The organism is Microbacterium algihabitans (assembly GCF_032464975.1).
GTDB classification, from domain to species: domain Bacteria; phylum Actinomycetota; class Actinomycetes; order Actinomycetales; family Microbacteriaceae; genus Microbacterium; species Microbacterium algihabitans.
Genome location: NZ_JAWDIU010000004.1, coordinates 284,650 through 310,311, shown reverse-complemented (window position 1 = coordinate 310,311; position 25,662 = coordinate 284,650). Strand labels below are relative to the sequence as shown.

General features: G+C 69.9%; 25 protein-coding genes and 2 tRNA genes. 20 read left to right on the top strand and 7 right to left on the bottom strand.

The genetic code is table 11. The annotated features are described in order from the left end of the window. The first annotated feature begins 129 nt into the window (after positions 1 to 129). Positions 130 to 1,734 carry a glycoside hydrolase 5 family protein gene (locus RWH43_RS13120; RefSeq protein ID WP_316001705.1) on the top strand — a complete coding sequence of 535 codons (1,605 nt, stop codon included), beginning with the start codon at positions 130 to 132 and terminating at the stop codon, positions 1,732 to 1,734. An 82-nt stretch (positions 1,735 to 1,816) separates the two neighbouring features. On the opposite strand, the gene RWH43_RS13115 is transcribed toward RWH43_RS13120, so the two are convergent. From RWH43_RS13115 to RWH43_RS13100, 4 genes are all read right to left on the bottom strand, one after another. Continuing rightward, a tRNA-Pro gene (locus RWH43_RS13115) sits at positions 1,817 to 1,893 on the bottom strand. Between the two features lie 90 nt (positions 1,894 to 1,983). Further along, positions 1,984 to 3,480, bottom strand: coding sequence for a hypothetical protein (locus tag RWH43_RS13110; protein WP_316001704.1), 1,497 nt, complete (start codon positions 3,478 to 3,480; stop codon positions 1,984 to 1,986). A gap of 114 nt (positions 3,481 to 3,594) precedes the next feature. Beyond that, a complete protein-coding gene (locus RWH43_RS13105; protein WP_316001703.1) occupies positions 3,595 to 4,518 on the bottom strand; it encodes a metallophosphoesterase in 924 nt (307 codons plus the stop codon). Then, the gene (locus RWH43_RS13100; protein WP_230705156.1) at positions 4,515 to 7,247 is read right to left on the bottom strand and encodes a transglycosylase domain-containing protein; all 2,733 of its coding nucleotides are present in this window, start codon (positions 7,245 to 7,247) and stop codon (positions 4,515 to 4,517) included. Before RWH43_RS13100 ends, RWH43_RS13105 begins: the two co-directional genes overlap by 4 nt. Positions 7,248 to 7,363: 116 nt before the next feature. Between RWH43_RS13100 and sp36 the strand changes: the two genes are divergently transcribed. From sp36 to RWH43_RS13065, 7 genes are all read left to right on the top strand, one after another. Beyond that, positions 7,364 to 7,582, top strand: coding sequence for a Sp36 family protein (gene sp36, locus RWH43_RS13095; protein ID WP_144833146.1), 219 nt, complete (start codon positions 7,364 to 7,366; stop codon positions 7,580 to 7,582). Continuing rightward, the gene (locus RWH43_RS13090) at positions 7,579 to 8,046 is read left to right on the top strand and encodes a RidA family protein (RefSeq protein WP_144832991.1); all 468 of its coding nucleotides are present in this window, start codon (positions 7,579 to 7,581) and stop codon (positions 8,044 to 8,046) included. Before sp36 ends, RWH43_RS13090 begins: the two co-directional genes overlap by 4 nt. Before the next feature lie 134 nt (positions 8,047 to 8,180). Continuing rightward, positions 8,181 to 8,891 carry a phosphatase PAP2 family protein gene (locus RWH43_RS13085; RefSeq protein ID WP_144832993.1) on the top strand — a complete coding sequence of 237 codons (711 nt, stop codon included), beginning with the start codon at positions 8,181 to 8,183 and terminating at the stop codon, positions 8,889 to 8,891. Between the two features lie 73 nt (positions 8,892 to 8,964). Beyond that, positions 8,965 to 9,369 (top strand): YbaB/EbfC family nucleoid-associated protein, encoded by a 405-nt coding sequence (locus RWH43_RS13080; RefSeq protein WP_144832995.1) that lies wholly within the window; start codon positions 8,965 to 8,967, stop codon positions 9,367 to 9,369. Further along, positions 9,369 to 9,674 carry a hypothetical protein gene (locus RWH43_RS13075; RefSeq protein ID WP_144832997.1) on the top strand — a complete coding sequence of 102 codons (306 nt, stop codon included), beginning with the start codon at positions 9,369 to 9,371 and terminating at the stop codon, positions 9,672 to 9,674. The genes RWH43_RS13080 and RWH43_RS13075 overlap by 1 nt, the downstream gene beginning before the upstream one ends. Then, positions 9,674 to 10,552: a WXG100 family type VII secretion target gene (locus tag RWH43_RS13070; protein ID WP_144832999.1), complete on the top strand. Its 879-nt coding sequence runs from the start codon at positions 9,674 to 9,676 to the stop codon at positions 10,550 to 10,552. The genes RWH43_RS13075 and RWH43_RS13070 overlap by 1 nt, the downstream gene beginning before the upstream one ends. After that, positions 10,549 to 10,977, top strand: coding sequence for a YbaB/EbfC family nucleoid-associated protein (locus tag RWH43_RS13065; protein WP_144833001.1), 429 nt, complete (start codon positions 10,549 to 10,551; stop codon positions 10,975 to 10,977). The genes RWH43_RS13070 and RWH43_RS13065 overlap by 4 nt, the downstream gene beginning before the upstream one ends. Positions 10,978 to 11,001: 24 nt before the next feature. Here the strand turns inward: RWH43_RS13065 and RWH43_RS13060 are convergent, their stop codons facing one another. From RWH43_RS13060 to acs, 3 genes are all read right to left on the bottom strand, one after another. After that, positions 11,002 to 11,925, bottom strand: coding sequence for a hypothetical protein (locus RWH43_RS13060; protein WP_144833003.1), 924 nt, complete (start codon positions 11,923 to 11,925; stop codon positions 11,002 to 11,004). A gap of 77 nt (positions 11,926 to 12,002) precedes the next feature. After that, complete coding sequence (locus RWH43_RS13055) at positions 12,003 to 12,290, bottom strand: WXG100 family type VII secretion target (protein WP_144833005.1); 288 nt, start codon at positions 12,288 to 12,290, stop codon at positions 12,003 to 12,005. 119 nt (positions 12,291 to 12,409) lie between these two features. Beyond that, entirely contained in the window at positions 12,410 to 14,377 is a 1,968-nt protein-coding gene (gene acs, locus RWH43_RS13050; protein WP_144833007.1) for an acetate--CoA ligase, read from the bottom strand. Positions 14,378 to 14,810: 433 nt separating this feature from the next. Between acs and RWH43_RS13045 the strand changes: the two genes are divergently transcribed. From RWH43_RS13045 to RWH43_RS12990, 12 genes are all read left to right on the top strand, one after another. Beyond that, on the top strand, positions 14,811 to 15,794 hold the full coding sequence (locus RWH43_RS13045; protein WP_144833009.1) for a TadA family conjugal transfer-associated ATPase: 984 nt from the start codon (positions 14,811 to 14,813) through the stop codon (positions 15,792 to 15,794). Continuing rightward, a complete protein-coding gene (locus RWH43_RS13040) occupies positions 15,791 to 16,687 on the top strand; it encodes a type II secretion system F family protein (protein WP_316001702.1) in 897 nt (298 codons plus the stop codon). Before RWH43_RS13045 ends, RWH43_RS13040 begins: the two co-directional genes overlap by 4 nt. A gap of 120 nt (positions 16,688 to 16,807) precedes the next feature. Then, a complete protein-coding gene (locus tag RWH43_RS13035) occupies positions 16,808 to 17,005 on the top strand; it encodes a DUF4244 domain-containing protein (protein ID WP_230705165.1) in 198 nt (65 codons plus the stop codon). Then, positions 17,002 to 17,394, top strand: coding sequence for a TadE family type IV pilus minor pilin (locus tag RWH43_RS13030; protein ID WP_260979732.1), 393 nt, complete (start codon positions 17,002 to 17,004; stop codon positions 17,392 to 17,394). The genes RWH43_RS13035 and RWH43_RS13030 overlap by 4 nt, the downstream gene beginning before the upstream one ends. Beyond that, on the top strand, positions 17,394 to 17,714 hold the full coding sequence (locus tag RWH43_RS13025; RefSeq protein WP_316001701.1) for an Rv3654c family TadE-like protein: 321 nt from the start codon (positions 17,394 to 17,396) through the stop codon (positions 17,712 to 17,714). Before RWH43_RS13030 ends, RWH43_RS13025 begins: the two co-directional genes overlap by 1 nt. Before the next feature lie 68 nt (positions 17,715 to 17,782). Beyond that, positions 17,783 to 20,707: a type I DNA topoisomerase gene (gene topA, locus RWH43_RS13020; RefSeq protein WP_316001700.1), complete on the top strand. Its 2,925-nt coding sequence runs from the start codon at positions 17,783 to 17,785 to the stop codon at positions 20,705 to 20,707. Continuing rightward, a complete protein-coding gene (gene tmk / locus RWH43_RS13015; protein ID WP_316001699.1) occupies positions 20,704 to 21,441 on the top strand; it encodes a dTMP kinase in 738 nt (245 codons plus the stop codon). Before topA ends, tmk begins: the two co-directional genes overlap by 4 nt. A 9-nt stretch (positions 21,442 to 21,450) precedes the next feature. Then, entirely contained in the window at positions 21,451 to 22,629 is a 1,179-nt protein-coding gene (locus RWH43_RS13010) for a DNA polymerase III subunit delta' (protein WP_187358471.1), read from the top strand. Further along, complete coding sequence (locus RWH43_RS13005; protein WP_262346276.1) at positions 22,626 to 24,167, top strand: alpha/beta hydrolase; 1,542 nt, start codon at positions 22,626 to 22,628, stop codon at positions 24,165 to 24,167. Before RWH43_RS13010 ends, RWH43_RS13005 begins: the two co-directional genes overlap by 4 nt. 38 nt (positions 24,168 to 24,205) lie before the next feature. Further along, positions 24,206 to 24,901, top strand: coding sequence for a deoxyribose-phosphate aldolase (gene deoC, locus RWH43_RS13000; RefSeq protein ID WP_186325503.1), 696 nt, complete (start codon positions 24,206 to 24,208; stop codon positions 24,899 to 24,901). Positions 24,902 to 24,967: 66 nt separating this feature from the next. Then, positions 24,968 to 25,040 (top strand) — tRNA-Thr (locus RWH43_RS12995). Between the two features lie 153 nt (positions 25,041 to 25,193). Beyond that, positions 25,194 to 25,589 (top strand): hypothetical protein, encoded by a 396-nt coding sequence (locus RWH43_RS12990; protein ID WP_144833042.1) that lies wholly within the window; start codon positions 25,194 to 25,196, stop codon positions 25,587 to 25,589. The last annotated feature ends 73 nt before the right edge of the window (positions 25,590 to 25,662 follow it).

The following is a 25,662-nucleotide window of genomic DNA, read 5'->3' as shown; positions in this document are numbered from 1 at the left end:
GGAAGGCGTCGGGGGCGCTTTCGTTGTCGCGACCGCGGGTCGGTGCGCGCGACGCGGGGGACGGCGCCGACTCGTCGCGCGATTACGATGAGCTGACGTGCCCGACGGAGCCCGCGAAGGATGCAACGGATGAGAACCCGACGCGCAGCGTGGGCGACCACGATCGTTCTCGTCGTAGCGGCCGTGGTCGTCGCCGCCCTCGTCCTGACCTTCGCAGTCCAGCGGGTGAGTTCGTCTTCGCATCTCGTCCTCGAGAACCCGACGCTCATCTTCTCCGACCCGGGGGCGGTGTCGTTCGCCGTGTCGGGGGCGAGCGCGAGCGTGACGTGGAGCGTGGCCGACGAGGGTGGTCACGAGGTGGTCTCCGGCACCGCCGAGCCCGACGACGGATCCCTCACCATCGACGTCGCGCAGCGGGTGCCGACCGGCTACTACACGGTGACCCTCTCCTCGCCGTCCGATGGAGACGTCACCGCCGCGTTCGGGGTCACCGGCCCCGCCCCCGCGGACGATCGCTACTACAGCGTGCAGACCCTGAGCGCGCACCCGAACAGCGTCTACAGCGTCAACATGGACCGTCTGATCCCGATGCTGAAGGGACTCGGCTTCTCGTCGCGACGCGACTCGGTGTACTGGAGCCAGTTCGAGCTGTCGGCCGGCGAATACTCGACCCCGCCGTCGATCCAGCGCACGCTCGACGAGGATGATCAGAACGACATGTCGCTCGTCTGGACGGCCGGCAGCGGCAATCCCCTGTACGACGGGGGCCGCCTCCCGTCGTCGCCCGAGGCGATCCGCGCGTACGCGAAGTACATCGACGCATTCCTCACCGCGCACCCCCACGTCACCACCGTCGAGATGCTCAACGAGTTCAACGGCACGAACAACAGCGCCTGCGGCGCGACGGCGGCGTGCTATCTCGACATCGCGAAGATCGTCTATCCGTTCGTGAAGTCGCGGCATCCGGATGTCGTCATCGTCGCGGGGGGACTCGCGGGTGTCAGCCTCGATTGGTGGCGCGACTTCTTCTCGGCGGGGGGAGTCGCCTACGGCGACGCCTTCTCGTACCACCCCTACGGGCTCACGCCGCAGCGCCTGGGCGAGGTCGCCGACGAGATCACGCGGTTGATCAAGAAGAACAATCGAGGTGTCGGCAAGCCGCTGTACATGACGGAGGTCGGGTGGTCGATCTCCACCGAGCAGAAGGGCAACCCCGCGAAGGTCGGGACCGAGGAACAGCAGGCCGACCGGCTCGTCTACAGTTTCATCGCGCCGCAGGCGAGCCCGCAGATCGCTCTCGTCAACTGGTACCAGGCGCTCGATTACGGCCCGACCGAGACGGAGTACAACTTCGGCCTGTTCCGTCAGGCGACCGACAACGTCAAGGGGTTCCAGCCGAAGAAGGCCGCGATCGCGTTCTACGTCCTGCGGTCGCAACTCGACGGCTTCCGCTACGTGCGCACGGACACGCTCGCCGGCGACGTGCAGTCGTACGTGTTCTCGAACGACAAGGGGGTCACCACGCGGGTGATGTGGCGCACGACCCGGTCGTCGGCGGACACCTCGACGACGTCGGTGACGCTTCCGGCGACGGGCAAGGCGTACCTGACGGTCACGAGCGTCGACGGGGCGCGCCTGGCCGCGGTCACCGGTACCGCGGCGTCTTCGACGCAGGAGGTCTCGACGTCGCCGATCTTCGTGACCACGAGCAATTCGCCGCCTCCGGCGCGGTGACCCGCGAGCCGACGGAGCGGCGCATCCATCCGCCGGACAGGAAGAAGGCCCCCCGCGATCCCGCGGAGGGCCTTCTGTGTTGTGGTCGGGGTGACAGGATTTGAACCTGCGGCCTCGTCGTCCCGAACGACGCGCGCTACCAAGCTGCGCCACACCCCGTTGCAACTTGAAAAGTCTACCCTGTCGAAGCGGATGCTCCGAACCACGGCAGGACCCGGGCGCGTCATGATCGAGGCCGTTCGTGCGGGATCAGGTGCGCGGAGTGCCTCGTCTCCGCGCGATGCCCCACGCGGCGATCCCCATCGCCAGGACGACGGCCGCGATCCCGCCGGTTCCTCCGATCGCCGCCGCCGACATCCCGGTCGCGGCGAGGGCGGCCGGAGTCGACGCGGGCGGACTCGACGTCACGGGCGGCGGTGTGCTCGCCGCGGGGGTCGGGTCGACCCGCACCGGGGGAGGATCCCCCCACTGCGTCGTCTGCGAGGAGGAGGCGAACCTCTCGACGAAGACGAAGCCGGGAGAGAGGTGCTCCATGGTCTCGGCATCCTGGGCGCCGCGATCGATGCGCCAGACGGCGGTGTACACGCCGGGGCCGGGAAGGGGGTCGCTCTGCACCCGGTAGACGCCGCCTCCCGTGGCCGGATCGGTGCGGAGCTCGAGGTGCGCGACGGGGTCCAGCCCCGCGGGGATCTCGTCGGATTCGGCCGGGAACGAGCTGGTCGCGAACACGTCGGCCGTGGCCGAGATGACGACGAACGAGCCGTCCTCGAGACGCGGCCACGGCTCGTCGCTCTCGACGGCGACCTCGTCGACGAATCGTCCGTCCTGCAGGTGCGCCGAGGTGGAGATGTGCGGCGCGAAGCGCACGGGGCGCGTGGTGGCGTCTTCGGCGGTCAGCTCGAAGGTCGTGGGGCGTGCGGGCCCGGCTGATTGCTGCTGATCGGGGGTGGTGTACGAACGGATCGCGGCGGTCTCGACGGTGAACGTCCCCGTCGCGCGGACCGCATAGGGTCGTCCGTCGTTCGCGGCGGGAACCGGGGCGGAGATCGGGTAGACGATGCCTCCCACGACCCCCGATCGCTCCGCGGCGCCCGTGTCGGCGAACACGGCGTTCTCGAGCCGCAGCGTGCCCGACGCCGTGGGGTCGACGTCGGCGGTCACCGTGCCGCGCGTGGGGTCGTCTGCCTGCGTGGTGAGGGTCAGCGTTCCGCCGACGCGCGGGACCGCCATCGCCTCGGCCTCAGCGAGGTAGGTCCGAGCGAGGTTCTGGACCGCGACGTTGTTCTCGGGGCTGGCCCGCCGCATGATGTGGTCGATGGCGCCGCGCAGATCGTCGCCGGTGTAGCCCCACGAATGCAGGGTGGTGTCGCGGTCGACGATCGCCTTGACCGCCCAGCCGACACTCGCCGCCTGCACCGGGTCGTCGGTCTGACCGTAGGTGCCGACGAGGTGGTTGATCGAGACCAGCTGCTGGGGGCTGAGGCCGTTCACGTCGGAGGATTCGCCGTGGTCGGTCGTGTCACCGGTCGCCACCGGAAGCCCCGGGTGGATGCAGTACGTGTGCACGTCGCCGACGCGCATCGATCCGTGCCAACCCGTGGACGACAACGGCGCCCAGGTGCCGAAACCGGTGCCCTGGTCGGCGGCGTGCGCGGCGGGCGCGAAGCCGACGGCGCCGAGAAGTACGGCGACGGCGGCGGCGAACGCCGCCCGACGGCGCCGTGACGGAGGTGGTGAGTGCTGCATGCGAGTCCCTTCGATTGGAAGAGACTCGATCTTGCGTGAGGGGCGATCGCCGCCGATGCGAGAACGGACCGATCCGTGGAGGGATCGGTCCGTTCTGGTGCTGTGCAGAAGCGGTCAGCGAGGCAGCAGCGTCAGCAGAGTGGCCTCCGGCCGGCACGCGAAGCGCACGGGGGCGTAGATGGAGTGTCCGAGACCCGCGCTGACGTTCAACGGCACCGTTCGCCCGTCGTGCGTCCACTCGCTCAGACCGCGCGCCTGGTCGAGGGGCAGGTCGCAGTTCGACACCAGCGCCTTGCTGCTGAAGGGGATGCGCACCTGTCCGCCGTGGGTGTGCCCGGCCAGTAGCACGTCGGCGCCGAACGAGGTGAAGGCGTCGAGGGTGCGCCGGTAGGGGGCGTGCATCACACCGAGGGTGAGGTCGCCGGCATCCAGTCTCGAGACGACCGGGGGGATGAGCTCGGGCCGATCCCAGTTGCGGTGCGCGTCGTTCACGCCGAAGGCCGTGATCCGCGTGCCCTTCACCTCGAGCGAGACGGCCGTGTCGTCGAGGACCTTCCACCCGAGGTCGGCGGTGAAGAACCGATCGAGGGCATCGATGTCGAGGTGCTTGTGAGCCGGAACGTGCCCGGACGGTCCGAGGAAGTAGCGCAGCGGATTGCGCGGCGCGGGTTCCTGGTAGTCGTTCGAGCCGTGCACGACGAGTCCGGGGACGCCGCGCAGGGCGGCGAAGGCGGTCCGGATGCCGGTGAGCCCATCGCGATGACCGAGATTGTCTCCCGTGTTCACGACGAGGTCGGGCGAAAGGTCGGCCAGGCGCGCCATCCACTCCTGCTTGCGGTGCTGCCAGGGCGCCATGTGCGCGTCGGAGACGTGCAGGACGCGGATCGGTTCCGCGCCCTTCGGAAGCACGCGCAGGGCGTGGTAGCGCACCGTGAACAGGTAGCGCTCGACGCCCATGCCCCAGACGGCCGCCCCGACAGCGGCCGCCCCCGCGACCCCGAGGGGCGCGAGGGCGGCGACGCGGGAGGCGCGGCTCACGGGCAGTCCTTCGCGCTGACGTTCAGCACGACCGGGGTGTCCTTGTTGGCCGCGGTGCCGCCGGCGGGGTTGCTGGCGGTGACCTGGCCGCCGTCGGGGGCCTTGTCGCTCTTCTTGCAGTCGCCGATCGAGAAGTTGGTGAAACCGGCGTTCTTGAGATCGTTCTGCGCGGCGTTGATGCTGCGGCCGATCACGTCGGGGACGGTGCCGCCCTTTCCGTTGCCGGGGCTCAGGGTGATCTGCGAACCGGCGGGGGCGGAGCCGCCACCGGGGTTCTGCGCGGCCACGCGGTCGCCGCCGAGCTCGGAATCGATCGGGTCTCCGACCGTCACGCGGAAGCCGGCGTTCTGCAACGTCGAGGTCGCGCTGTCGATGCTCTGGCCGACCACGTTCGGGAGGTCGCGCTGCTGCGTGCGCAGCAGGTTGCTCGCGGGGTCGGGGAAGCGGTCGCCGCCGTAGACGTCGTCGGCCGCGCGCTGCACGTCACGTGCGAGTCGGTAGCGCATGTCGCTGAGCTGCAGGCCGTTGGCGAACTTCTGGAAGAGGCTGACGGTGCCGCCGTCCCAGTTGCCGACCCAGACCGCGGTCGTGACGTTGGTCGACGACTCGATCATCCAGGTCTCGTGGGCCTCGTGCGTACCGGTCTTACCGAGCACGGGGGTGCCGTCGCCGGGGTTGGCCTGCGAACCCGTTCCGCCACCCTGCATGACGCCCTGGAGGGCGTACGCGGCGGTCGCCGCGATCTCGGGCGTCAGTGCGGTCTCGCACTGCTGGTCGGGGATGGGGCGCTCGGAGCCGTCGGCCGCGGTCACCTTGTCGATGACCTTCGCGGGGCAGCGCGTGCCGCCGTTGGCGACCGTCGAGAAGGCGCCGGCCATGGCGATCGGCGAGATGTTGTCGCTACCGATGACCTCGTTGGCGTTCGCCATCAAGATCTCCTTGCCGTCGCCCGTCTTCACGCCCATCTTCTTCACGACGTTGGCGATGTCGCAGAGGTCGAGCTCGGCGGCCATGGCGAGGTAGCCCGTGTTCAGCGAGTCGCGCGTGAACATCATCGGCGTTCCCACGTAGCCGCGGCTCTCGTTGAAGTTGTTGATCGTGTACTTCGTGGTGTTGACCCACGGACCCTGGCACGAGTTCTTCATGTTGGGGACGGGCTGCAGGCGACCGTTCAGCGTCTCGTTGAGCGAGTGCCCCTTCTCGAGCCAGTCGATGAGGGTGAACAGCTTGAACGTCGATCCGGCGCTGAAACCGATCGATCCGCCGTTGTCGGAATCGCCGGCGAAGACGATCGAGCTGTACGAGGGGTCGGAGTCGGCGAGGGTCGGATCCTGCGTGAACTTCGTGTTCTGCGCGAGGGCGAGCAGGCGACCGGTCTTGGCCTCGAGGCTGACGGCGGTGGCACCGAACTTCAGGTTGTCGTAGCGGGCCGGGTCGAGGTTGGTCGGCGCGTTCTCGCTCATGGTCTCTTGAGCGGCGTTCTGCACGTTCCAGTCGAGCGTCGTCTGGATCGTCAGACCGTCCTGACGCAGCGCGTTGACGCGGTCGTCGGTTCCCTCGCCGAACGCGGGGGAGTTCAGGATCGTCGAGACCACGTACTGGCAGAAGTACGGGGCGGCCGAGGCGGCGCAGCCCTGGGTCGTCGGGGTGATCGCCGGGGTGATCGGCTCGATCGCGAACGACACGTACTGCTCGTGGGTGATCTTGCCGTCGGCCTCCATGCGGCTCAGCACGTAGAGCTGGCGGCCCTTGGTCTCGCTGTAGCCGTCGGCGGCGGCGACCAGCTGGTCCTGCGTGATCTCGCCGTTGTCGCGCAGCGTGTACAGCGCCTGGATGGTGCCCTGGTCGACGTCGTCGATCGAGCCGTCGGGAGCCTTGTTGTAGGCGGTCTCGCCGTCGCTGATGCTGCCGGTGGGCAGGTCGATGCGGAAGCGGTTGGGGTTCTGCACCATGCCGGCGAGGATCGCGGACTGTCCGACGGTCAGGTTCGCGGCGGGGGTGTTGAAGTAGTACCGCGCGGCGGCGTCGATGCCGTACGTGGTTCCGCCGAAGTTGGCGATGTTGAGGTACCCGAGGAGGATCTGATCCTTCGTGTACTCCTTCTCGAGCTGCACCGCGTAGCGCATCTCCTGCAGCTTGCGCTGGTAGCCCGCGGCACCGTCCGACTGGATGGCCTCGAGCGCGCACGCCTGCAGAACTTCGTCGCGGCTCTTGGCTTCGACCGCCGGGGTGCTGTCCGTCGCCTCCACGGCGGGGATCGCGCGGGCGTCGCGCTCGCAACGCTGCACGAGCACGTTCTTGACGTACTGCTGGCTGATCGAGGATCCACCCTGCGTCTCGCCGCCCGAGGCGTTGCTGAGCAGTGCACGGGTCGTACCGATGAGGTCGACACCACCGTGCTGGTAGTAGCGCGGGTCCTCGGAGGAGAGGATCGCGTCGTACATGACCGGGTTGACTTGGTCGAAGGTGACCGGGGAGCGGTTCTGGTCGTAGAACTTGGCCAGGACCTGGTCGCCGGCCATCAGCGTCGTCGGCTGCATCAGCTCGTCGGGCTGCAGGTAGCTCGGCATGTTGTCGAAGATCGTGATGGCGCTGGAGGCCGCCGCGCCGGAAACGGCGATGGCGGGCGTCACGGCAGCGGTGACGAGGAGTCCGGCGACCGCGCTCAGGCCGACGAGGCCGACGATGCCGCCGAGGGCACCGCTAGCCGTTCGTTTGTTCTCGGGCATAGGCTTGAGGATAAGCGACGTTGCTGGGCGATGCCTCGAAGGTGAGCCCTGCGCGCGTACGCGTCCGCCCCCGCGCGCAGATGCTGCGCGCTCCGAGCAACCTCCGGGAGCCCGAGATGATCACGTGGGAGTACCTCACCACGCCGCTGCTGATCCACAACACCGCCGCGATCCTCAACAACTGGGGCAAGCAGGGCTGGGAGCTCGTGCAGGTGGTGACCGGCCCCGAGGGCGGACTCGTCGCCTACCTCAAGCGCCCCACGGGCGGAGGCGCAGCGAACGCGGGTCTCGGTGCCGCCGAGACCGCCGCCAAGCAGTTCGAGGGGCAGCAGTGACCGTCTCGGAGCGTCTGGCCGCTCTGGGCGTCGAGGTGCCCGCGGTCGTGCCGCCCGTGGCGTCGTACATCCCGGCGAAGCGCCACGGCGACCTCGTCTACACCTCGGGCCAGCTTCCGATGGTGCAGGGTGCACTCCCCGCCACCGGCAAGGTCGGCGAGACCGACGGGCTCGTCAGCCCCGCGGATGCCAAGACCTACGCCCGTCAGTGCGCGCTGAACGCCATCGCGGCGGCCGCCGCGCTCGTGGGAGGCGTCGACAACCTCACCGGTGTGCTGAAGTTGACCGGCTTCGTGGCATCCGTCCCCGAATTCACCGGGCAGCCCGGCGTCATCAACGGTGCGAGCGAGTTCCTCGGCGAAGTCTTCGGCGAGGCCGGGGCGCACGCGCGCTCCGCGGTGGGAGTGCCGGTGCTCCCGCTCGACAGCCCCGTCGAGGTCGAGGTGGTCTTCTCGGTCGCGTGAGCGGAATTCCGGATGCCGACTCCTCGGCATCCGGATCGAAGGGGGCGTCCCGCGTGTCGGGGCGCCCCCTTCGTCGTGCCGCCGGTCGCCGGTCACGGCGGATTCTGAAGTGGCGGGGAGGATCATTCGTGCTCATGACCACCTCCGTCGTGCCGGGCGCGTCGTCCGCCGCCGCCTCGAACCCCTTCCTGGCCCCCGCCGCCCACCCGCGTCGGCTGGTGCTCACCGCCGTGGCGACCGTGCTCGTGCTCGTCGCTGTCGGCTTCCTCCTGCGGCTCGTGCCGCTCGACGTCGGGCTCTCCCGTGTCGTGCACCGCTCGCACCTCGGTGCCCTCGGTGCAATCGCGGAGGGGTTTTATCGTGCGGTCAAACCGGTCTCGGCGGCCGGGATCATGGTCGTGGCGACGGCGGTCGTCGGCTTCGCCACGCGTCGGTGGCAGGCGGCCCTCGCGTTCGTCGGGACGATCGCGCTCACCTGGGGCTCGGCCGAAGCGATCAAGCTCGTCGTCGAGCGGCCTCGCCCCGGCCTGTCGGAGCAGGTGGTGAACGCCGTCGGGACGACGGCCGACCCGTCGTTCCCGAGCGGCCACGTCGCGTTCGTCGCCGCTTTCGCCGCGGCGCTGATCTGCGTGTCGTGGGCGACCCGCTGGCGCGCCCTAGCGATCGGAGTGGGCGTCGTGCTGGTCGCGGCGATGATGCTGTCGGTGGTGTACATCGGCGTGCACTACGTCGGCGACGCGGTGGCATCCGTCATCTGGGTGGCGGGCATCTTCCCGGCCGTGCGCGCCCTCCTGGCGTTCGTCGTCGCACGGGCGCAGGAAGTGGTCGACGCCCGACGCCGGTGAGCCGGACCCTCCCCGTGCGCGGCATGAGGTTCGATAGCATCGGGCCGAGCCAATAACCGGGGGGAGGGCTCGAATGAACGACGCCGCGCAGATGCTGATCGCGATCGCCGGTCAGTTGGAAAAAGCCAAGGAGCTATCCGACGTCGCGGAGAACCTGTCGGGGGAGCTCGCCGCTCTCACCGGGGTGGGAAGCAGCGAAGATGACGAGGCGACGGTGACGGTCGATCACCAGGGCATCGTGACGGGGGTGACTCTGTCCGCCGGGGTCTCTCGCTCGGATGGTCGCTCGATCGCGGAGGCGATCCTCACTGCGACGGAGCGTGCGATCGACGACGTCAAGCGTCAGGCCGAGCCTTTGCAGGCGGCCATCCTGCAGCCTTACCTCCCCCAGCAGACCGTTGACTTCTCGGCGCAGTTGGACGAGCTTTTCCGTCGTGTTCAAGCGGTCGACGGGATCACAGACGAGGAGAATCGCTGATGACAGATCTCGATGTCCAGGCCGACGCGTTGCACGCGCACGCGTCCGCTCTTCACGGTTCGGCGGAGAGGTTCGACGCGGCGGCGGTTGCGGCGCTGCAAGCGGTCTCTCTCTCGCCCGAGGCTTTCGGGCTGCTGTGCTCTTTCCTCGTACCCGTCGTCGGCACGCAGCAAGCGACCACGGTTGCGGGGCTGGGCGCACTCAAGCTCGCTTTGTCCGCAGAGGCGACCGCCGTCTCAGCAGCGGGGAGCGCCTACGCCCTCCTCGACGACGTGCTCGCCTCCGAGATCGCGAAGGTCATCTGATGTCCCTGCTCGTCGCGCCCACCTATGAGAGCGGAGCGAGCGGGGAAGCCATCCTCGGGGCGATTCCCATCGCGGGAGGAATCGCCGACAGTGTTCGCGACTTCGGTAACGGCAATATCACCTCGGGCGTGATCGACGTCGCCGGATCGGCTCTCGACGTCGTCGGCGTCATCGCGAACCCCATTGCCACGCTCGTATCGTCGTGCGCGGCGTTCCTCCTCGACTACATGAGCCCGCTGCATGAAGAACTCGAACTCCTCACCGGGAGTCCGGAGATGGTGCGTGCGCTCGGCGGGACCTGGGACAACGTGGGGGAGGCGCTCACCGCGATCGCCGACGATCGCGACCGCGCGCTCGCCGGGTTGCGCGAGTCGTGGGAGGGCGCGGCGGCCACCGGCTACGAGACCGTCGCCAACGGCTTGACGACCCTCATGCGCTCGTTGGCCGACGCCGCCCACAGCAACGCCAACGGACTGCGTCTCGCGGCTTCCGTCGTGCAAGTCGTGTACGAGATCGTGAAGGGCATCATCGCTGATCTGGTCGGTCAGCTCATCCAGGCGGTCGTCATCGCCATGGCGACCGTGGGCGTCGGCCTGCCGGCCGTCGTCGCCCAGTGCAGCGCGAAGATCGCCCAACGCGTACCCCAGGTCGCGCGATGGGTGGAGAAGATCCAGGAGGTCATGCGCCGAATACAGGACATCGTCGAGACGTTCACGCAGTTCGGACGCAAGTTCGAGATCAACGCGGGCACCATCAAAGGCACCCTCGACAGAAAGGTCGACGTGTTGGTCAGCGTCCAGTCCGTCGATCTCGTCAACGCCGTGAAGGGCATCAACAGCGGCATCACGAAGTCCACCGAAGCGGGGGCCGAGTCGTGAGCGGCCCCGGCGACTCCTCAGGGGTACCGCAGCCCACGCGGGAGCGCCTCGCCCTGCGTGAGGCGCAGTACGCCGCTGCGCGCGCACGCGGAGAAGAGATCCTGGCCGCTCAGCGGGCGATGGACGCGGCGCGGGGCACAGCCTCGTCCTACCTCGGCGAAGTCACGGCGACGGTGTCGGCCCGGGGCCTTCTGACCGATCTGCAGATCACGCCGCGAGGAGCCGCGCTGGGCCCACAGGTCCTGGGACGGCTCGTCTCGACGACGATCCGCGAGGCGCTGCTCGATCTGGAGGGCAATTTGATCGCTGCGGTCGACGAGACCGGCCACTCCGAGGCTTCTGCTGCACTCGTGGCAGAGGTCACGGGTGGATTGCGGGGCCCTCTGGCAGCCCTGGATGATACGGAAGCTGCGCGCCAGCAGTGACATCGCGCGGTGGCGCGCCGTCGTCTACCGCTCGCCGCCCATCGTGGACGCGACCGTCGGAAGGTGCGAGCCTCCCGACCGCGTGCCCACATACACACCAGTCGGCGTGCCGGGTGGAACGTCCCAGACGTCGATGGCTTGTTGGCGCGACATCGTGACGTGCTTCTGAGCGTCGGGCGCCTCCTGCCATGGCACCTTGCCCTCGAGGCCGTACCCCTTCCAGTCCGGGCGGATGAGGCGCTGGCCGAGGGAGAGTCCGGCACCACCCTCGAGACGACGCGGGAAGACCCCCGTGCCCGCGACCAGGGGATCGGCGCGACCCCATGCGCGTTCGGGGACGGATTCGATCACGCCCGCAAGCGTCGTCGCGACGCTGCGGATGTGGCCTGCGTCGTAGGGCTCGAAGCCGTAGGCGAGCACGACGCCGGCGCGAATGACCACGGCGCTCACGGAAACCATCTCTGCGAGCACATCGAGGGTCTGCGGTGTCAGAAGGTCCTCGGCGAAGGAAGGCACGAATCCCTCGACGGTCCAACGGCCGTCAGCCGTGCGCCCGGGACCCAGCGGCGGAAGTGGGAGCCCGTAGTCCTTCTGCGTCGATGCAGCGTCGACCAGTCTGATTTCGGGGAGAGGCGCAGGCAGATCGATCCACACCGCGTTCGTCTCCCGCCGATCTCCGTGCGGAATGCCGCTGTTCGTCGTGCCGTATTCGTACCCGATCAGGCGGCCCGCGCGACAGCGGTGCCCGGCGACGGACCCCTCGGCGACGTCGATCACCGCAACCGTCCAGATGTCGTTGCGGCGGATGCCGCGCAGAGCTGCCTCGCGCAGCTCGTACGGAGGTGCGGGCTGGCTGGCGAACCAGGCCCACCCGCTGCCCTCCATCTCCGCTCGGAGCTGGGCCCGTTCGCGCAGAGCCTCCTCGCGCTTACGCTTGCCGAAAATCACGGTCGCAGTCTACGTGCGCAACCCATCGCCGCGACCGATTGCGGGTGCAGCCACTCGCGGGAGGAGGGGGAAGGCGGTCAGAATGAACGTGCGAGCGCCGACTCGGCGTCGGCGATCGCCGTCCCGGTCCGTAGGAGCACTTCGGCGCAGCCGTCGAGCAGAGCCTGCATGGCGCGCATCTGCTCTTCCCACCGCGTCCGCGCGAGGGAGTACGCCTCACGCGCCTCGCCCTGCCAACCACTCTCCATGGCAGCGAGCTGTGCGTCCAGCTGATCGAGTTCTGCGCCCATGCGTGACGACGCGCTGCGAAGCGTCTCGACGGTCTGGCTGACGCGGCCAAAATCGATCCGGATGCGATCCGCCATCCTCGTCCCCCTCGAATGTCGATTCCCGACACCACAGTACCTAGCTCGACGGCCGCTCCCCGTGCTTTTCGAACGTTGAAGATCCCGGATGCCATGGATCACGGCATCCGGGATCTTCCTCACTTCACCTGGGCGCTGATGACGCTCATGACGGCGGTGTCGGCGAGGGTCGTGGTGTCGCCGACCTCGCGGCCTTCGGCGACGTCGCGGAGGAGGCGGCGCATGATCTTGCCCGAGCGCGTCTTGGGCAGTTCTCCCACGATGTAGACGTCGCGCGGGCGGGCGATCGGGCCGATCTGCTGGCCGACCCACTTGCGCAGCTCGTCGCCGAGCCCCTCGACGGGGTTCTGCTTGAGGTAGCGGCTCTTGATGATGACGAAGGCGACGACCGCCTGACCCGTGGTCTCGTCGCTCGCGCCGACCACGGCCGCCTCGGCGACGCCCTCGTGACCGACCAGGGCCGACTCGATCTCGGCGGTCGAGAGGCGGTGCCCCGAGACGTTCATGACGTCGTCGACGCGGCCGAGCAGCCACACGTCGCCGTCGTCGTCGAGGCGGGCGCCGTCGCCGGCGAAGTAGTAGCCCTTGTCGGCGAACTTCTCCCAGTACGTCTCGCGGTAGCGGTCGGGGTCGCCCCAGATGCCGCGCAGCATGCTCGGCCAGGGTTCGGTGACCACGAGGAGTCCTCCGCTGCCGTTGCCGACCGGTTCGCCCGCGTCGTCGACGACGGCGATCGAGATGCCGGGCACGGGCACCTGCGCCGAGCCCGGCTTCGTCTCGGTGACGCCCGGCAGCGCGGAGATCATGATGGCGCCGGTCTCGGTCTGCCACCAGGTGTCGACGATCGGCGTCTCGTCGGCGCCGATGATCTCTCGGTACCAGACCCACGCCTCGGGGTTGATGGGCTCACCGACCGAGCCGAGCAGGCGCAGCGACGACAGATCGAACTTCTGCGGCACGTCGCGACCGATCTTCATGAAGGAACGGATCGCCGTCGGCGCGGTGTAGAAGATCGACACCTTGTGCTTCTCGATGAGCTCCCACCAGCGACCCGGGTGCGGGGTGTCGGGGGTGCCTTCGTAGAGGAGCTGTGTGGCGCCGTTGGCGAGGGGACCGTAGGTGACGTAGGTGTGCCCGGTGATCCAGCCGATGTCGGCGGTGCACCAGTACACGTCGGTCTCGGGGTGGACGTCGTGCACCACCCGGTTCGTGAACGCCGCCTGCGTCAGGTATCCGCCCGAGGTGTGCAGGATGCCCTTGGGCTTTCCCGTCGTGCCGGAGGTGTAGAGGATGAACAGCGGGGTCTCGGACGGGAAGGCCTCGGCCTCGTGCTCGCCGGATGCCTGGGGCACGACGTCATGCCACCACAGGTCGCGCTCATCGGTCCACTCGACCTCGTTGCCGCCGCGCTTGACCACGACGACGTGCTCGACCGTCTCTTGGACGCCCGACCCGTTGCGATCGGCCAGGGCCTGGTCGACCGCGGGCTTGAGCGGTGACACCTTTCCCTTGCGCCAGCCGCCGTCGGCCGTGATGACGACCTTCGCCCCCGCGTCGTCGATGCGCGCGCGCAGGCTGTCGGCCGAGAATCCGCCGAAGACGACGGAGTGCACCGCGCCGATGCGGGCGACCGCGAGCATCGACGAGATCGCCTCGGGGATCATCGGCAGGTACAGCGCGACGCGGTCGCCCTTCTCGACGCCGAGATCGGTGAGCACGTTCGCCAGACGCTTCACCTCGTCGGTGAGTTCGGCGTACGTCACGTTGCGGGTGTCTCCCGGCTCGCCCTCCCAACGCAAGGCGATCCGGTCGCCGTTGCCGGCGTCGACGTGGCGGTCGAGGCAGTTGTAGGCGACGTTGAGCTCGCCGTCGGCGAACCACTCGGCGAAGGGCGGATTCGACCAGTCGAGCACCTTCGTGAAGGGCGTGTGCCAATGCAGCTCCCGCGCCTGGTCGGCCCAGAAGCCCTCGCGGTCGGCGGCGGCGCGCTCGTAGAGCGCCCGGTCGCCGATCGCGGCGTCGGCGAATGCGGCCGACGGGGCGAAACGGCGGGTCTCGTTGAGGAGGTGGTCGATCTGGCTGCTCATCGCGGCGCTCCTTCGCGTTCACGGACGCCGGCGCCCATGCGCAGCGTCGTCACGTCGGTCACGCTAGCGACACCCTCCGACACGGGCCACCTCCGATAGTTGGCATCGCGGTGATCGGTCGGCGCAGCAGGGAAACAACTGATATATCGCGTTGCATACGTCTGGAAAGTTGGTGGCGCCCTCCGGCGCGCGTACGCTGTCTACCGCCCGAACATCGCTTCCGGCACCGCGTCGGGGGAGCCCCCCAATTTTCCCCGGCGCGTGGCGGCATCCCTCGCCCCCCACTGTAGGGATGCCGCCCCCTTCATTTTCGGACGGTCCTCCCGCGCGACGAGGCGCGGGGTTCCTCCCCAGATGACTCATCGCTCCGTCTCTCCACCGATCGACCGATCCGGTCAGCGGGCGCGGTCGACCGGTCCCTACGGTCGTCGTCATGTCGATTCCCTCCCTCCCCGCTCCGTCCGTCGTCGACGCGACGGACGCGGATCGCGACGACGCGGCGCTGGCGTTCCTCCGCCCGTTCCTCGACGACCCCACTGTCACCGATCTCTTCGTCAACGGCGAACGGGGCCTCTTCGTCGACCGCGGAGACGGCATCGTCCGCGTGCCGTCGTGGCGGGCCAGCGAGGCGGAGGTGCGACGACTCGCCGTCCGCCTCATCGCGCGCGGAGGGCGGCACCTCGACGACGCCTCTCCCTGCGTCGATGTGAGGTGGGCGCGAGGGGTGCGCGTGCACGCGGTGCTCGCGCCCGTCGCCGCGACCGGGACGTGCATCTCGGTGCGCGTGCCGGTGTGGTCCGCACCCGACATGGCGAGGCTCGAAGGTGCCGGCATGTTCGACGCCGCGCAGAGGGGCCGGCTCGAGGGACTCGTCGCTCGGCGCGACAACCTGCTGATCGTCGGCGCGACGGGGGCCGGGAAGACCACTCTCCTCGCCGCTCTCCTGGGCTGCGTTGCCGACACCGAACGGATCGTGACGATCGAGGAGGTCGCCGAGCTGCGACCAGCGCACCCCCATCACGTCGCTCTCGAAGCGCGCCAGGCCAACATCGAAGGCGTCGGAGGCATCCCCGTGTCGCGTCTCGTGCGCGAGGCGCTGCGCATGAGGCCCGACCGGCTCGTGATCGGCGAGGTGCGCGGCGAAGAGGTGCGCGAGCTGCTGCTCGCGTTGAACACCGGCCACGACGGGGGAGCCGGCACGCTCCATGCCAACAGCCTCGTCGACGTCGCGCCCCGGCTCGAGGCCCTGGGCGCTCTCGCGGGGATGGATGCCGGGGCGGTGGCACGGCAGACGGCGGGGGCGATTGCGGCGATCGTGCACGTGGAGCGTGTCGCCGGGCGCCGCCGTGTCGCGGCATGGGGGCGACCCGCGATTCGCGACGGTCGACTGCTGATCGAGGCGCGGGAGTGGGAGTGACACGGCCCTCCGCCCGTCCGGCCGCGGGCGACGACGACGCGATCGAGACCGTCGCGCGGTTGGCGACGCTCATGGCCGGGGGCGCTGCACCGGTGGCGGCGTGGTCGCACCTCGCAGCCGGAGGCGGTGCCGTCGTGAACGCCGCAGCGGATGCCGCGCGACGCGGCGTCGACGTCGGACCCGTGCTGGTCGCCGAGGGCGGCTGGTGGATCGGGGTCGGGGCGATCTGGAGCGTCGCGGTCGAGACCGGAGCTCCCTTTGCCGAGACGCTGCGCGGGGCCGTCGTGGCGCTGCGCGATGTCTCGGAGGTGTCGGCCGATGTGGCCGTCGCGCTGGCCGAGCCCACCTCGACCGCCCGGCTGCTCGGCTGGTTGCCGGTGCTCGGGGTGCCGATGGGGTACGCGATGGGGTTCGACCCCGTGAGCATCCTCGTCACCGATCCCCTCGGACCGCCGTGCCTGGTCATCGGGGGCCTCCTCATGGTCGGGGCGCGACTCTGGACGAGAGCGCTCGCGCGCCGAGCTCGCCCGGCCGCACGCATTCCGGGTCTGGAGCCCGAGCTGTGGGCCGTCGCGCTGTCGGCGGGAGTGTCGGTCGACCGCGCGAGCGCGCTTATGGGCGGCCTCGCCGACGTCGGGGAGGACGATCAGGCGACAGCGGCCGTGCAGCGGACGCTCGATCTGGCGACCCGGGCGGGTGTCCCCGCCGTCGAGCTGCTCCGCGGCGACGCGTGGCTCGCCCGCCACCGCGCGCGCACCGAGGGGCGAACGGCCGCAGCGCGGCTGTCGACGCGGCTGCTGCTTCCGCTCGCCGTCTGCACCCTTCCCGCGTTCCTCCTCCTCGCCGTCGTCCCGCTGGTGCTCGGCATCGTCCGATCGAACGCCTTCCCCTGACCCGCGATCCGGCGCGACCGCGCCCTCCGCTCGCCGTCGGCCCGCGGAGTCATCCCCTCCCCACCTCTACCCCTGGAGAACGACATGCCTCTCTTCCCTCATCGCGACTCGGGTTCTTCCTTGCTCCCGTTTCCCTCCCTCACGTCGGCGCGGGCGGGTGCGCTCTTCCTCGACGAACGGGGGGCGGCGACGGCCGAGTACGCGGTCGCCACGATGGCCGCCGTCGCCTTCGCGGGATTGCTCGTCGTCATCATGCGCAGCGACGAGGTGCGCGGCATCCTCACCGACCTGGTGCGCCGCGCCCTGACGGTGCAATGACGATGCCCTGGTCGCGCAGCGGGTGTACTCGCATCGCGGTGGCGGGCGCGTCGAGAGGTGAGCCCGGCCGACGGCTCGGTGAACGGGGGTCGGTCACGGCCGAGTTCGCCGTCGCCCTGCCCGCCGTCCTGGTCGTGCTCGCCCTGGCGGTCGGTGCGCTGAGCACGGCGGCGGCGACCATCCGCGTGCAGCACGCCGCCACCGAGGCGGCACGGCTCCTCGGCCGCGGCGACGAGAGCGGGCTCGCGCGGGTCGCCGAGATCGGGGCCACGGCCACGGTGCAGCGTTCGGACGACCTGGTATGCGTCGAGGCTTCAGCCCCCGTGCCGCTGCACCTTCCTCTCCCTCCCGTCGCCGCCCGGGCGTGCGCCCTGGACGGCGGGCACTGATGGCCGGCGCGACGGCGACGGTGGGGGTGGTCGCCGTCGTGGCGGCGCTGGCCGTCGGCCTCGGCTGCGTCGGCGGGGCCGCGATCGCCGCGTCGCGCCTCGCGGGGACGGCCGATGCGGCCGCGCTCGCCGCGGCGGACGCGGCGAGCGGAGCGGTGACGGGCTCCCCGTGCGACGAAGCGGGACGCATCGCCGCGGCCGGCGGAGCGACCCTGCGAGAGTGCGATGTCGCGGGCCTCGTCGCCACCGTCACCGTCGGCGGGGCGTACGGTGGAATCTCCCTCGATGCGCGCTCGCGAGCCGGACCCCCAAGCCGGTGAGCCCGTGAGACCTCCCGGAACCCGAACAGGGAGGCGTGTGTATGGTGTGCATCGAAGAAAGGACCCCAGTGGCAAACGGAAAGAAGCTCGTCATCGTCGAGTCCCCGACGAAGATGAAGTCGATCCAGGGATACCTCGGCGACGACTACGAGGTGCTCAGCTCGGTCGGTCACATCCGCGACCTCGCGTCGAAGAAGGAGATCCCGGTTGACAAGAAGGCGGCGTACGGCAAGTACTCCATCGACGTCGAGAACGACTTCGACCCCTTCTACGTGGTCAACGATCGCAAGACGAAGACCGTCGCCGAGCTGAAGCGCGCGCTCAAGACGGCCGACGAAGTCCTGCTCGCCACTGATGGTGACCGCGAAGGCGAAGCCATCGCGTGGCACCTGCTCGAGGTCCTCAAGCCCAAGGTTCCCGTGCGTCGCATGATCTTCCACGAGATCACCAAGGACGCCATCAAAGAAGCGGCCGAACACACGCGTGAGCTCGACGTCTCGCTCGTCGACGCGCAGGAGACCCGCCGCGTCCTCGACCGCCTCTACGGCTGGGACGTCTCGCCGGTCCTTTGGCGCAAGGTCGGCTCGGGTCGCGAGGGCACCGCCCTCAGCGCCGGCCGCGTGCAGTCCGCCGCCACCCGCATGGTCGTCGAGCGCGAGCGCGAGCGCATGGCGTTCGTGTCGGCGTCGTACTGGGACGTCGAAGCGCTCGCCTCGCAGGCGGGGTCGTCGTTCCGCACGCGCCTGAATCGTCTCGACGGCGCTCCCATCGCCCGCGGTGGCGACTACGACGACAACGGACAGCTGAAGAAGGCCGTCGTCGTGCTCGGTGAAGAGCAGGCCCGGTCCCTGGCCGAGGCGATCACCGCCGCCGGTCGCGCGACGGTCGCCAAGGTCGAGGCGAAGCCCGGCACCCGCAGCCCGCGCGCCCCGTTCACCACCTCCACGATGCAGCAGGAGGCCGGTCGCAAGCTCTCGATGAGCGCCAAGCACGCCATGGGCGTCGCGCAGCGGCTCTACGAGAAGGGCTTCATCACCTATATGCGTACCGACTCGGTCGCGCTGTCGGGCCAGGCCATCTCGGCCGCCCGTGCGCAGGCCGTGGCGCTCTACGGTGACAAGGCCGTTCCCGCCAACCCCCGCATGTACAAGAGCAAGTCGAAGAACGCGCAGGAGGCGCACGAGGCGATCCGTCCCTCGGGTGAGACCTTCCGCACGCCGGCGTCGCTCGCTTCGTCGCTCGACCGCGACGAGCAGAAGCTCTACGACCTCATCTGGAAGCGCACCGTCGCCAGCCAGATGGCGGATGCCAAGTACGAGACGACGACCGTCACGCTCACGGTGCAGGCCGGCGCGCAGACGGCCGAGTTCACGGCATCCGGCACCGTCTACACCTTCAAGGGCTTCCTCGAGGCCTACGAGGAAGGCGCCGACGAGAAGCGCAACGACGACGACGCCGACCAGTCGCTGCCCGCGGTGGCCGTCGGCGACGAGCTCGTCGTCAGCGACGTGGAGCCCAAGGGGCACAGCACCTCGCCGAAGCCGCGCTACACCGAGGCGAGCCTGGTGAAGGCCCTCGAAGAGAAGGGGATCGGACGCCCGTCGACCTTCGCCAGCATCATCGGCGTCATCCTCGACCGCGGATACGTCACCAAGCGGGGTCAGGCGCTCGTGCCGAGCTGGCTCGCGTTCAGCGTCGTGCGACTGCTCGAAGAGCACTTCGCCGACCTCGTCGACTACGACTTCACCGCTGCCCTCGAAGACGACCTCGACGCCATCGCCCGCGGCGAGCAGCGCCGCACCGAGTGGCTGAAGTCGTTCTACTTCGGCTCCGACAAGCAGGTGGGCCTGCGTCACATCGTCGACAACCTCGGCGAGATCGACGCGCGCGAGCTCAACTCCACGCGCATCACCGACACCGCGACCCTGCGCTTCGGCAAGTACGGTCCTTACCTCGAGGTCACCGACCCGACGGCCGACGCCGACGCCAAGCCGCGCATCGTCAACATCCCCGAAGACCTCGCTCCCGACGAGCTCACGCCCCAGAAGGCGCAGGAGCTCATCGACGCTCCGGTCGCGGGCGACCGCGTGCTGGGCGAGAACCCCGAGAACGGCAAGCTCGTCGTCGTCAAGGACGGCCGCTTCGGTCCCTACGTGCAAGAGGTCGACGCCGAGGAGCCCGAGGAGGTCGACCAGGCCACGGGTGAGGTCGTCGAGCAGCCGAAGAAGCGCGCGACGAAGAAGGACGCGGCCCCCAAGCCCCGCACTGCCTCGCTGTTCCGCTCGATGTCGGTCGACACGATCGAGCTGGACACCGCCCTGCAGTTGCTCTCGCTGCCGCGCGTCGTGGGCGCCGACCCGACGTCGGGCGAGGAGATCACCGCGCAGAACGGTCGGTTCGGTCCGTATCTGAAGAAGGGCACCGATTCTCGGTCGCTCGACGACGAGAAGCAGATCTTCGACATCACCCTCGAGGAGGCGCTGGCCAAGTACGCCGAGCCCAAGTACGGCGCTCGCCGCGCCTCGAGCGCCTTGAAGGAGTTCGACGCCGACCCGGTCAGCGGCAAGCCGCTCAAGCTGAAGGACGGTCGCTTCGGTCCGTACGTCACCGACGGCGAGACCAACGCCACGGTGCCGCGTGGCGAGAACGCGATGGAGATCACCTTCGAGCGCGCCGTCGAGCTGATCGCCGACAAGCGCGCGAAGGGACCGGCGCCGAAGCGGGCGACTGCGGCACGCAAGGCGCCGGCCGCCAAGACCGCCGCGGCCAAGACCACGGCCGCGAAGACCACGGCCGCGAAGACCACGGCCGCGAAGACGACCGCCGCGAAGAAGACCACGGCGACCAAGACGACGGCGGCGAAGACCACGGCGGCGAAGACCACGGCGGCGAAGACCACGGTGGCGAAGACCACCGCGGCCAAGACGACGGCGGCGAAGACGACCGCCGCCACGGCGACGACCACGCGCAAGGCGCCGGCGAAGAAGTCGTGACCGGCGACACCACCCGGCCGCTGCAGGTCCCTCGGGCCGCGGCGGCCGGTGGGCCCGGCCTGTTCGTGACGTTCGAGGGCGGCGACGGCGCGGGCAAGACCACGCAGGCGTCGCTGCTCGAGGAGTGGCTCACCGACCAGGGCCGACAGGTCGTGCGCACGCGCGAGCCCGGGGGGACCGAGGTGGGCGTCCGCATCCGCGACATCGTGCTGCATCACCGCGGTCACGTCGCTTCCCGCGCCGAAGCCCTGCTCTACGCCGCCGACCGCGCGCACCACGTCGAGACCCTCGTGCGGCCCGCGATCGCGAGGGGCGACGTGGTCATCCAAGACCGCTACCTCGACTCCTCCGTCGCCTACCAGGGCGCGGGGCGGGTGCTCGACGCCGACGACGTCCGCGCGCTGTCGCTGTGGGCGGCCGAAGGGCTGCTGCCCGACCTGACCGTGCTGCTCGACCTCGATCCCGCGGCGGCGCGAGCGCGCCTCGACGCCGACGACAAGCCGTTCGACCGCCTCGAGGCCGAGAAGAGCGAGTTCCACGCCCGCGTGCGAGCGGGGTTCCTCGCGCTCGCCGCAGACGAGCCGGAGCGCTTCCTGGTGCTCGACGCCGCTCGCCCGGCCGACGAGCTGGCGGCGCGCGTACGCGAGGCCGTCGGCCGACGACTGTGGGCTGACCGCGGGTCACCAGGGGATGCACAGCCGCGCACCGACGGCGGTGTCCGACCCCCCGGATAGGCTGGGCCCATGTCCGTCGTGATCGAGCCGTCGTCCCGGACCGCCGGTCCGGCGCCCTTCCCGTGGGACGCCGTGTGGGGGCAAGACGAAGCGGTCGCGAGCTTGCGCACCGCGGCATCCGACCCCTCCGCCCTCGCCCACGCGTGGCTCATCACCGGTCCGCCCGGGTCGGGTCGCTCGACCCTCGCCTACGCCTTCGCCGCCGCGCTGATCGCCGACCCCGGCGACGAGCAGGCCCAGCGGCAGGTGCTCGCGCGCACCCATCCCGACCTCACCGCGCTGCGCACCGAGCAGGTCGTGATCCGCATCGACGAGGCCCGCCGTCTCGTCGAGCGCGCCTCGTTCGCCCCCTCGCTCGGGCGACACCGCGTGATCGTCGTCGAAGACGCCGACCGCATGTCGGAGCGCACCTCGAACGTGCTGTTGAAGGCGCTCGAAGAGCCGCCCGAGAAGACCGTCTGGGTGCTGTGCGCACCCAGCGACGCCGACCTGCTGCCGACCATCCGCTCGCGCGTCCGCGTGCTGCGACTGGCCGAGCCCAGCGTCGCCGACGTCGCGGCGCTCATCGTCGAACGCACCGGAGTGACCCCCGAGGTCGCAGAGGAGTCCGCCCGGCACGCGCAACGCCACATCGGCATGGCGCAGCGCCTGGCCACCGACGACGACGCCCGCGCCCGGCGGGCCGAGACGCTCGCCGCGGTGCTCGCGGTGCGGGGAATCGGCGACGCCGTCGACGTGGCGAGCCGCATCGTGCGACTGGCGACCGACGACGCCAAGGCGCTCACCGCGACCCGCGACGAAGAAGAGCGTCGCTCTCTGCTGCGCATGCTCGGAGTGGCCGAGGGGGTCGCCGTGCCGCCCTCGGTGCGCGGGCAGGTCAACGCGCTTGAAGACGATCAGAAGCGTCGCGCCACGCGCAGCCTGCGCGACGGGATCGACCGCGTGCTCACCGACCTGCAGTCGTTGTTCCGCGACGTGGTGATGATCCAGTACGGCCGCGAGGGCGACCTCGTCAACAGCGAGCGCATCGACGCGCTCCGCGCCCTCGCGAGCGAGTGGTCGCCCGCCCGCACCCTCGGCGTGCTCGACCGCATCTCGGTCACTCGCCGCAACCTCGAGCAGAACGCCGCCCCGGTGCTGGCGTTGGAGAGTCTCATGATCACCGTCGCCAACGGATCGACCCCGTGAGCCTGCGCAGGCGCATCACCGCTGCCGCGGCGGGTCTCGCCGGCCTCGCCCTCGTTCTGAGCGGGTGCCTCTACGCGCAGATCCCGCCCACGGCCCCCGTCGACGGTCCGTCGCCCACGCCTCAGACCGAGGGCATCGACTCCTCGCTGCTGCCGTACTACGGTCAGACGCTCGATTGGCAGCCCTGCGGATCCGCCGGCTTCGACTGCACGAACGTCACGGCGCCACGCGACTACGCCGACCCCTCGGCGGGCGAGCTGCAGCTGGCCGTCATCCGCCACCGCGCGACGTCGGGTCAACCTCTCGGGTCGCTCTTGACGAACCCGGGTGGCCCGGGCGTGAGCGGCGTCGACACCGTGCGCGACTCCCTCTCGCTCGTGGCGGACGAGACGCTGACGCGCGACTACGACGTCATCGGGTTCGACCCGCGCGGAGTCGGGCAGTCCGCGCCCGTCACCTGCTACGACGCGGCCGGCATGGACGCCTTCCTGTACGACATCCCGCCCGGTGAGCGGGGGAGCGACGAGCGCAACGCCGCGCTCGAGAAGCGTCAGGCCGACTTCGCCCAGGCGTGCGCCGACAACAGCGACGGCATCCTGCCGTACGTCTCGACTGCGAACGCCGCGCGCGACATGGACCTGCTGCGCGCGGTGCTCGGCGACGAGAAGCTCAACTACCTCGGGTTCTCGTACGGCTCGTTCCTCGGTACCACGTACGCGGGCCTGTTCCCTGAGCGGGTCGGACGCATGGTGCTCGACGGCGGGATCGACCCGAGCCTTCCGTCCAGCGCGAGCGGAATCGCCCAGGCGGTCGGGTTCGAGAACGCCCTCCGCGCCTTCATGGCCGATTGCCTCACCTCGTCGGAGTGCCCGTTCACCGGCTCGGTCGACGACGCGATGAACGACCTGTCGTCCCTGCTGTCCCGCGTCGATGCGCGCCCGCTCACCGCCGGCGACGGGCGACAGCTCGGGGCCGACACGCTCGTAACTTCGATCGTGGCGGCGCTGTACAGCGATCAGAACTGGCCCTACCTGCGGCAGGCGCTCGCCGACGTGCAGAACGGCGACGCCACGGTGGCCTTCCAGCTCGCCGACTTCTACAACGGACGCGTCGACGGCACGTACCAGGACAACACGATGCAGGCGCTGCGCGCCTACAACTGCGTCGACTATCCCGACGAAGGCGACGAAGACGACCCGCAGCTGCTGGCCGAGCTCGAACAGAAGGCTCCCGTCGTCGCTCCGTACTGGATCGGGCCCGACGCGTGCGCCGCCTGGCCCGCGCCGCCGACCGGCGTCCGCGAGAAGATCACGGCGCCGGGCTCCCCGCCCATCGTGGTGCTGGGTACCACCGGTGACCCGGCCACGCCCTACACCGAGGCGCAGGCGCTCGCGGAGCAGCTCTCGCAGGGCGTTCTCGTCACCTACGTGGGCGAGGGACACCTCGCCTACAACAAGGGCAACGACTGCGTGAACTCGGCCGTCGACGACTACCTCGTCGACGGCACCGTCCCCGCGGTGGGACTCCGCTGCGAGTAGCGGCACAGCGTCGCGACCCCCACCCGCCTAGGCTTGTCATGTCACATCTCGAGGAGACCCCTATGACCGCGCCCATCGCCGACCTGGCGAGCTACATCGACCACACGCTGCTCAAGCCCGAGGCCACCCGCGCCGACGTCGAGCGCCTCATCGCCGAGGGTGCCGAGCTCGGAACCTACAGCGTGTGCATCTCGCCGTCGTTCCTGCCCGTCGACCTGCCCGCAGGGCTCAAGCTCGCCGTCGTCTGCGGCTTCCCGAGCGGCAAGCACCACGCCGAAGTCAAGGCCGCCGAGGCCGCCCTCTCGGTCGCGCAGGGCGCTGACGAGATCGACATGGTCATCGACGTGGGTGCGGCCATCGCGGGCTCGTACGACGTGGTCGAGGCCGAGATCCGCGCCGTGCGCACGGCTGCTCCCGCGCCCACCGTGCTGAAGGTCATCATCGAGTCCGCAGCGCTCAGCGACGAGGCCATCGTCGCCGTGTGCGAGGCGGCGGTCGCCGCCGGTGCCGACTTCGTCAAGACCTCCACCGGCTTCCACCCGGCCGGCGGCGCCAGCGTCCACGCGGTCGAGCTCATGAAGCGCACCGTCGGCGATCGCGCCGAGGTCAAGGCCTCCGGCGGCGTGCGCACCCGCGCCGCCGCCGAAGAGATGATCGCGGCGGGGGCCACGCGCCTCGGTCTGTCGTCGAGCCGCGACATCCTCGCGGACCGCTCGGCGACCGGGGACTACTGACCCGCGTACCGCGAGGCCCGCTGGAGCATGTAAGATCGATGATCGTGCACGCGACAGCGCGCACGTGCCGCCTTAGCTCAGACGGCAGAGCGATTCACTCGTAATGAATAGGTCAAGGGTTCGATTCCCTTAGGCGGCTCCGAAGGCCCTCACCCGCTTCCACCGGGTGGGGGCCTTTTTGTATCCCGCGCGACGAGCCGGGGGCCGGTGACGGCGCCCGATAGGCTGAGGGGCGCCTCGTTCCGCGCTCGCGCGACGGCGTCTTTCCGCCCGCTACCCCGCAGGAGCCCCCGTGTCGAACGCCCTCGATGCCGTCATCGAGATCTTCACGTGGGTGGGCCTCGGCGGAGGTCTGCTCCTCGCCTTCGCGGCGGTGTTCCTCTTCCTCGCCGACGGCACGTGGATGCCCGCACGCGCCGTGGTGGAGCACGTCGAGGGTGGGCGCGTCGTGCGGTGGTTCGACGACGACGGCGGGGTCAACGAGGCGCCGCTGTCCGCGCACGACGACGCGAAGGTCGGCGCCGCGGACATGACCGACATCTTCTATCGCCGGGGGAGTGCGCACCGCATGCGTTTGACGAAGTCGTCGCCGCTCGTACGGTTCGTCTCGTTGCTGGCCGCCGGGGTGCTCTCGCTCGGCACCATCGCGTTCGTGATCTCGATCGTGCTGTTGTTCGCGCGCGGGTGATCCATGCCCGGCTCCCGCGCAGCCTGCGAAGGTCGGACTTGACGAACGGACCATATCGCTAGATAAGCTAGCA

What these genes read in the sequence shown, in the direction of transcription:
- RWH43_RS13120 (WP_316001705.1), top strand. Translation starts at nt 130, where the DNA reads ATGAGAACCCGACGCGCAGCGTGGGCGACCACGATCGTTCTCGTCGTA.
- RWH43_RS13110 (WP_316001704.1), bottom strand. Translation starts at nt 3,480, where the DNA reads ATGCAGCACTCACCACCTCCGTCACGGCGCCGTCGGGCGGCGTTCGCC.
- RWH43_RS13100 (WP_230705156.1), bottom strand. Translation starts at nt 7,247, where the DNA reads ATGCCCGAGAACAAACGAACGGCTAGCGGTGCCCTCGGCGGCATCGTC.
- sp36 (WP_144833146.1), top strand. Translation starts at nt 7,364, where the DNA reads ATGATCACGTGGGAGTACCTCACCACGCCGCTGCTGATCCACAACACC.
- RWH43_RS13085 (WP_144832993.1), top strand. Translation starts at nt 8,181, where the DNA reads ATGACCACCTCCGTCGTGCCGGGCGCGTCGTCCGCCGCCGCCTCGAAC.
- RWH43_RS13080 (WP_144832995.1), top strand. Translation starts at nt 8,965, where the DNA reads ATGAACGACGCCGCGCAGATGCTGATCGCGATCGCCGGTCAGTTGGAA.
- RWH43_RS13075 (WP_144832997.1), top strand. Translation starts at nt 9,369, where the DNA reads ATGACAGATCTCGATGTCCAGGCCGACGCGTTGCACGCGCACGCGTCC.
- RWH43_RS13070 (WP_144832999.1), top strand. Translation starts at nt 9,674, where the DNA reads ATGTCCCTGCTCGTCGCGCCCACCTATGAGAGCGGAGCGAGCGGGGAA.
- RWH43_RS13055 (WP_144833005.1), bottom strand. Translation starts at nt 12,290, where the DNA reads ATGGCGGATCGCATCCGGATCGATTTTGGCCGCGTCAGCCAGACCGTC.
- acs (WP_144833007.1), bottom strand. Translation starts at nt 14,377, where the DNA reads ATGAGCAGCCAGATCGACCACCTCCTCAACGAGACCCGCCGTTTCGCC.
- RWH43_RS13045 (WP_144833009.1), top strand. Translation starts at nt 14,811, where the DNA reads ATGTCGATTCCCTCCCTCCCCGCTCCGTCCGTCGTCGACGCGACGGAC.
- RWH43_RS13030 (WP_260979732.1), top strand. Translation starts at nt 17,002, where the DNA reads ATGACGATGCCCTGGTCGCGCAGCGGGTGTACTCGCATCGCGGTGGCG.
- RWH43_RS13025 (WP_316001701.1), top strand. Translation starts at nt 17,394, where the DNA reads ATGGCCGGCGCGACGGCGACGGTGGGGGTGGTCGCCGTCGTGGCGGCG.
- RWH43_RS13010 (WP_187358471.1), top strand. Translation starts at nt 21,451, where the DNA reads ATGTCCGTCGTGATCGAGCCGTCGTCCCGGACCGCCGGTCCGGCGCCC.
- deoC (WP_186325503.1), top strand. Translation starts at nt 24,206, where the DNA reads ATGTCACATCTCGAGGAGACCCCTATGACCGCGCCCATCGCCGACCTG.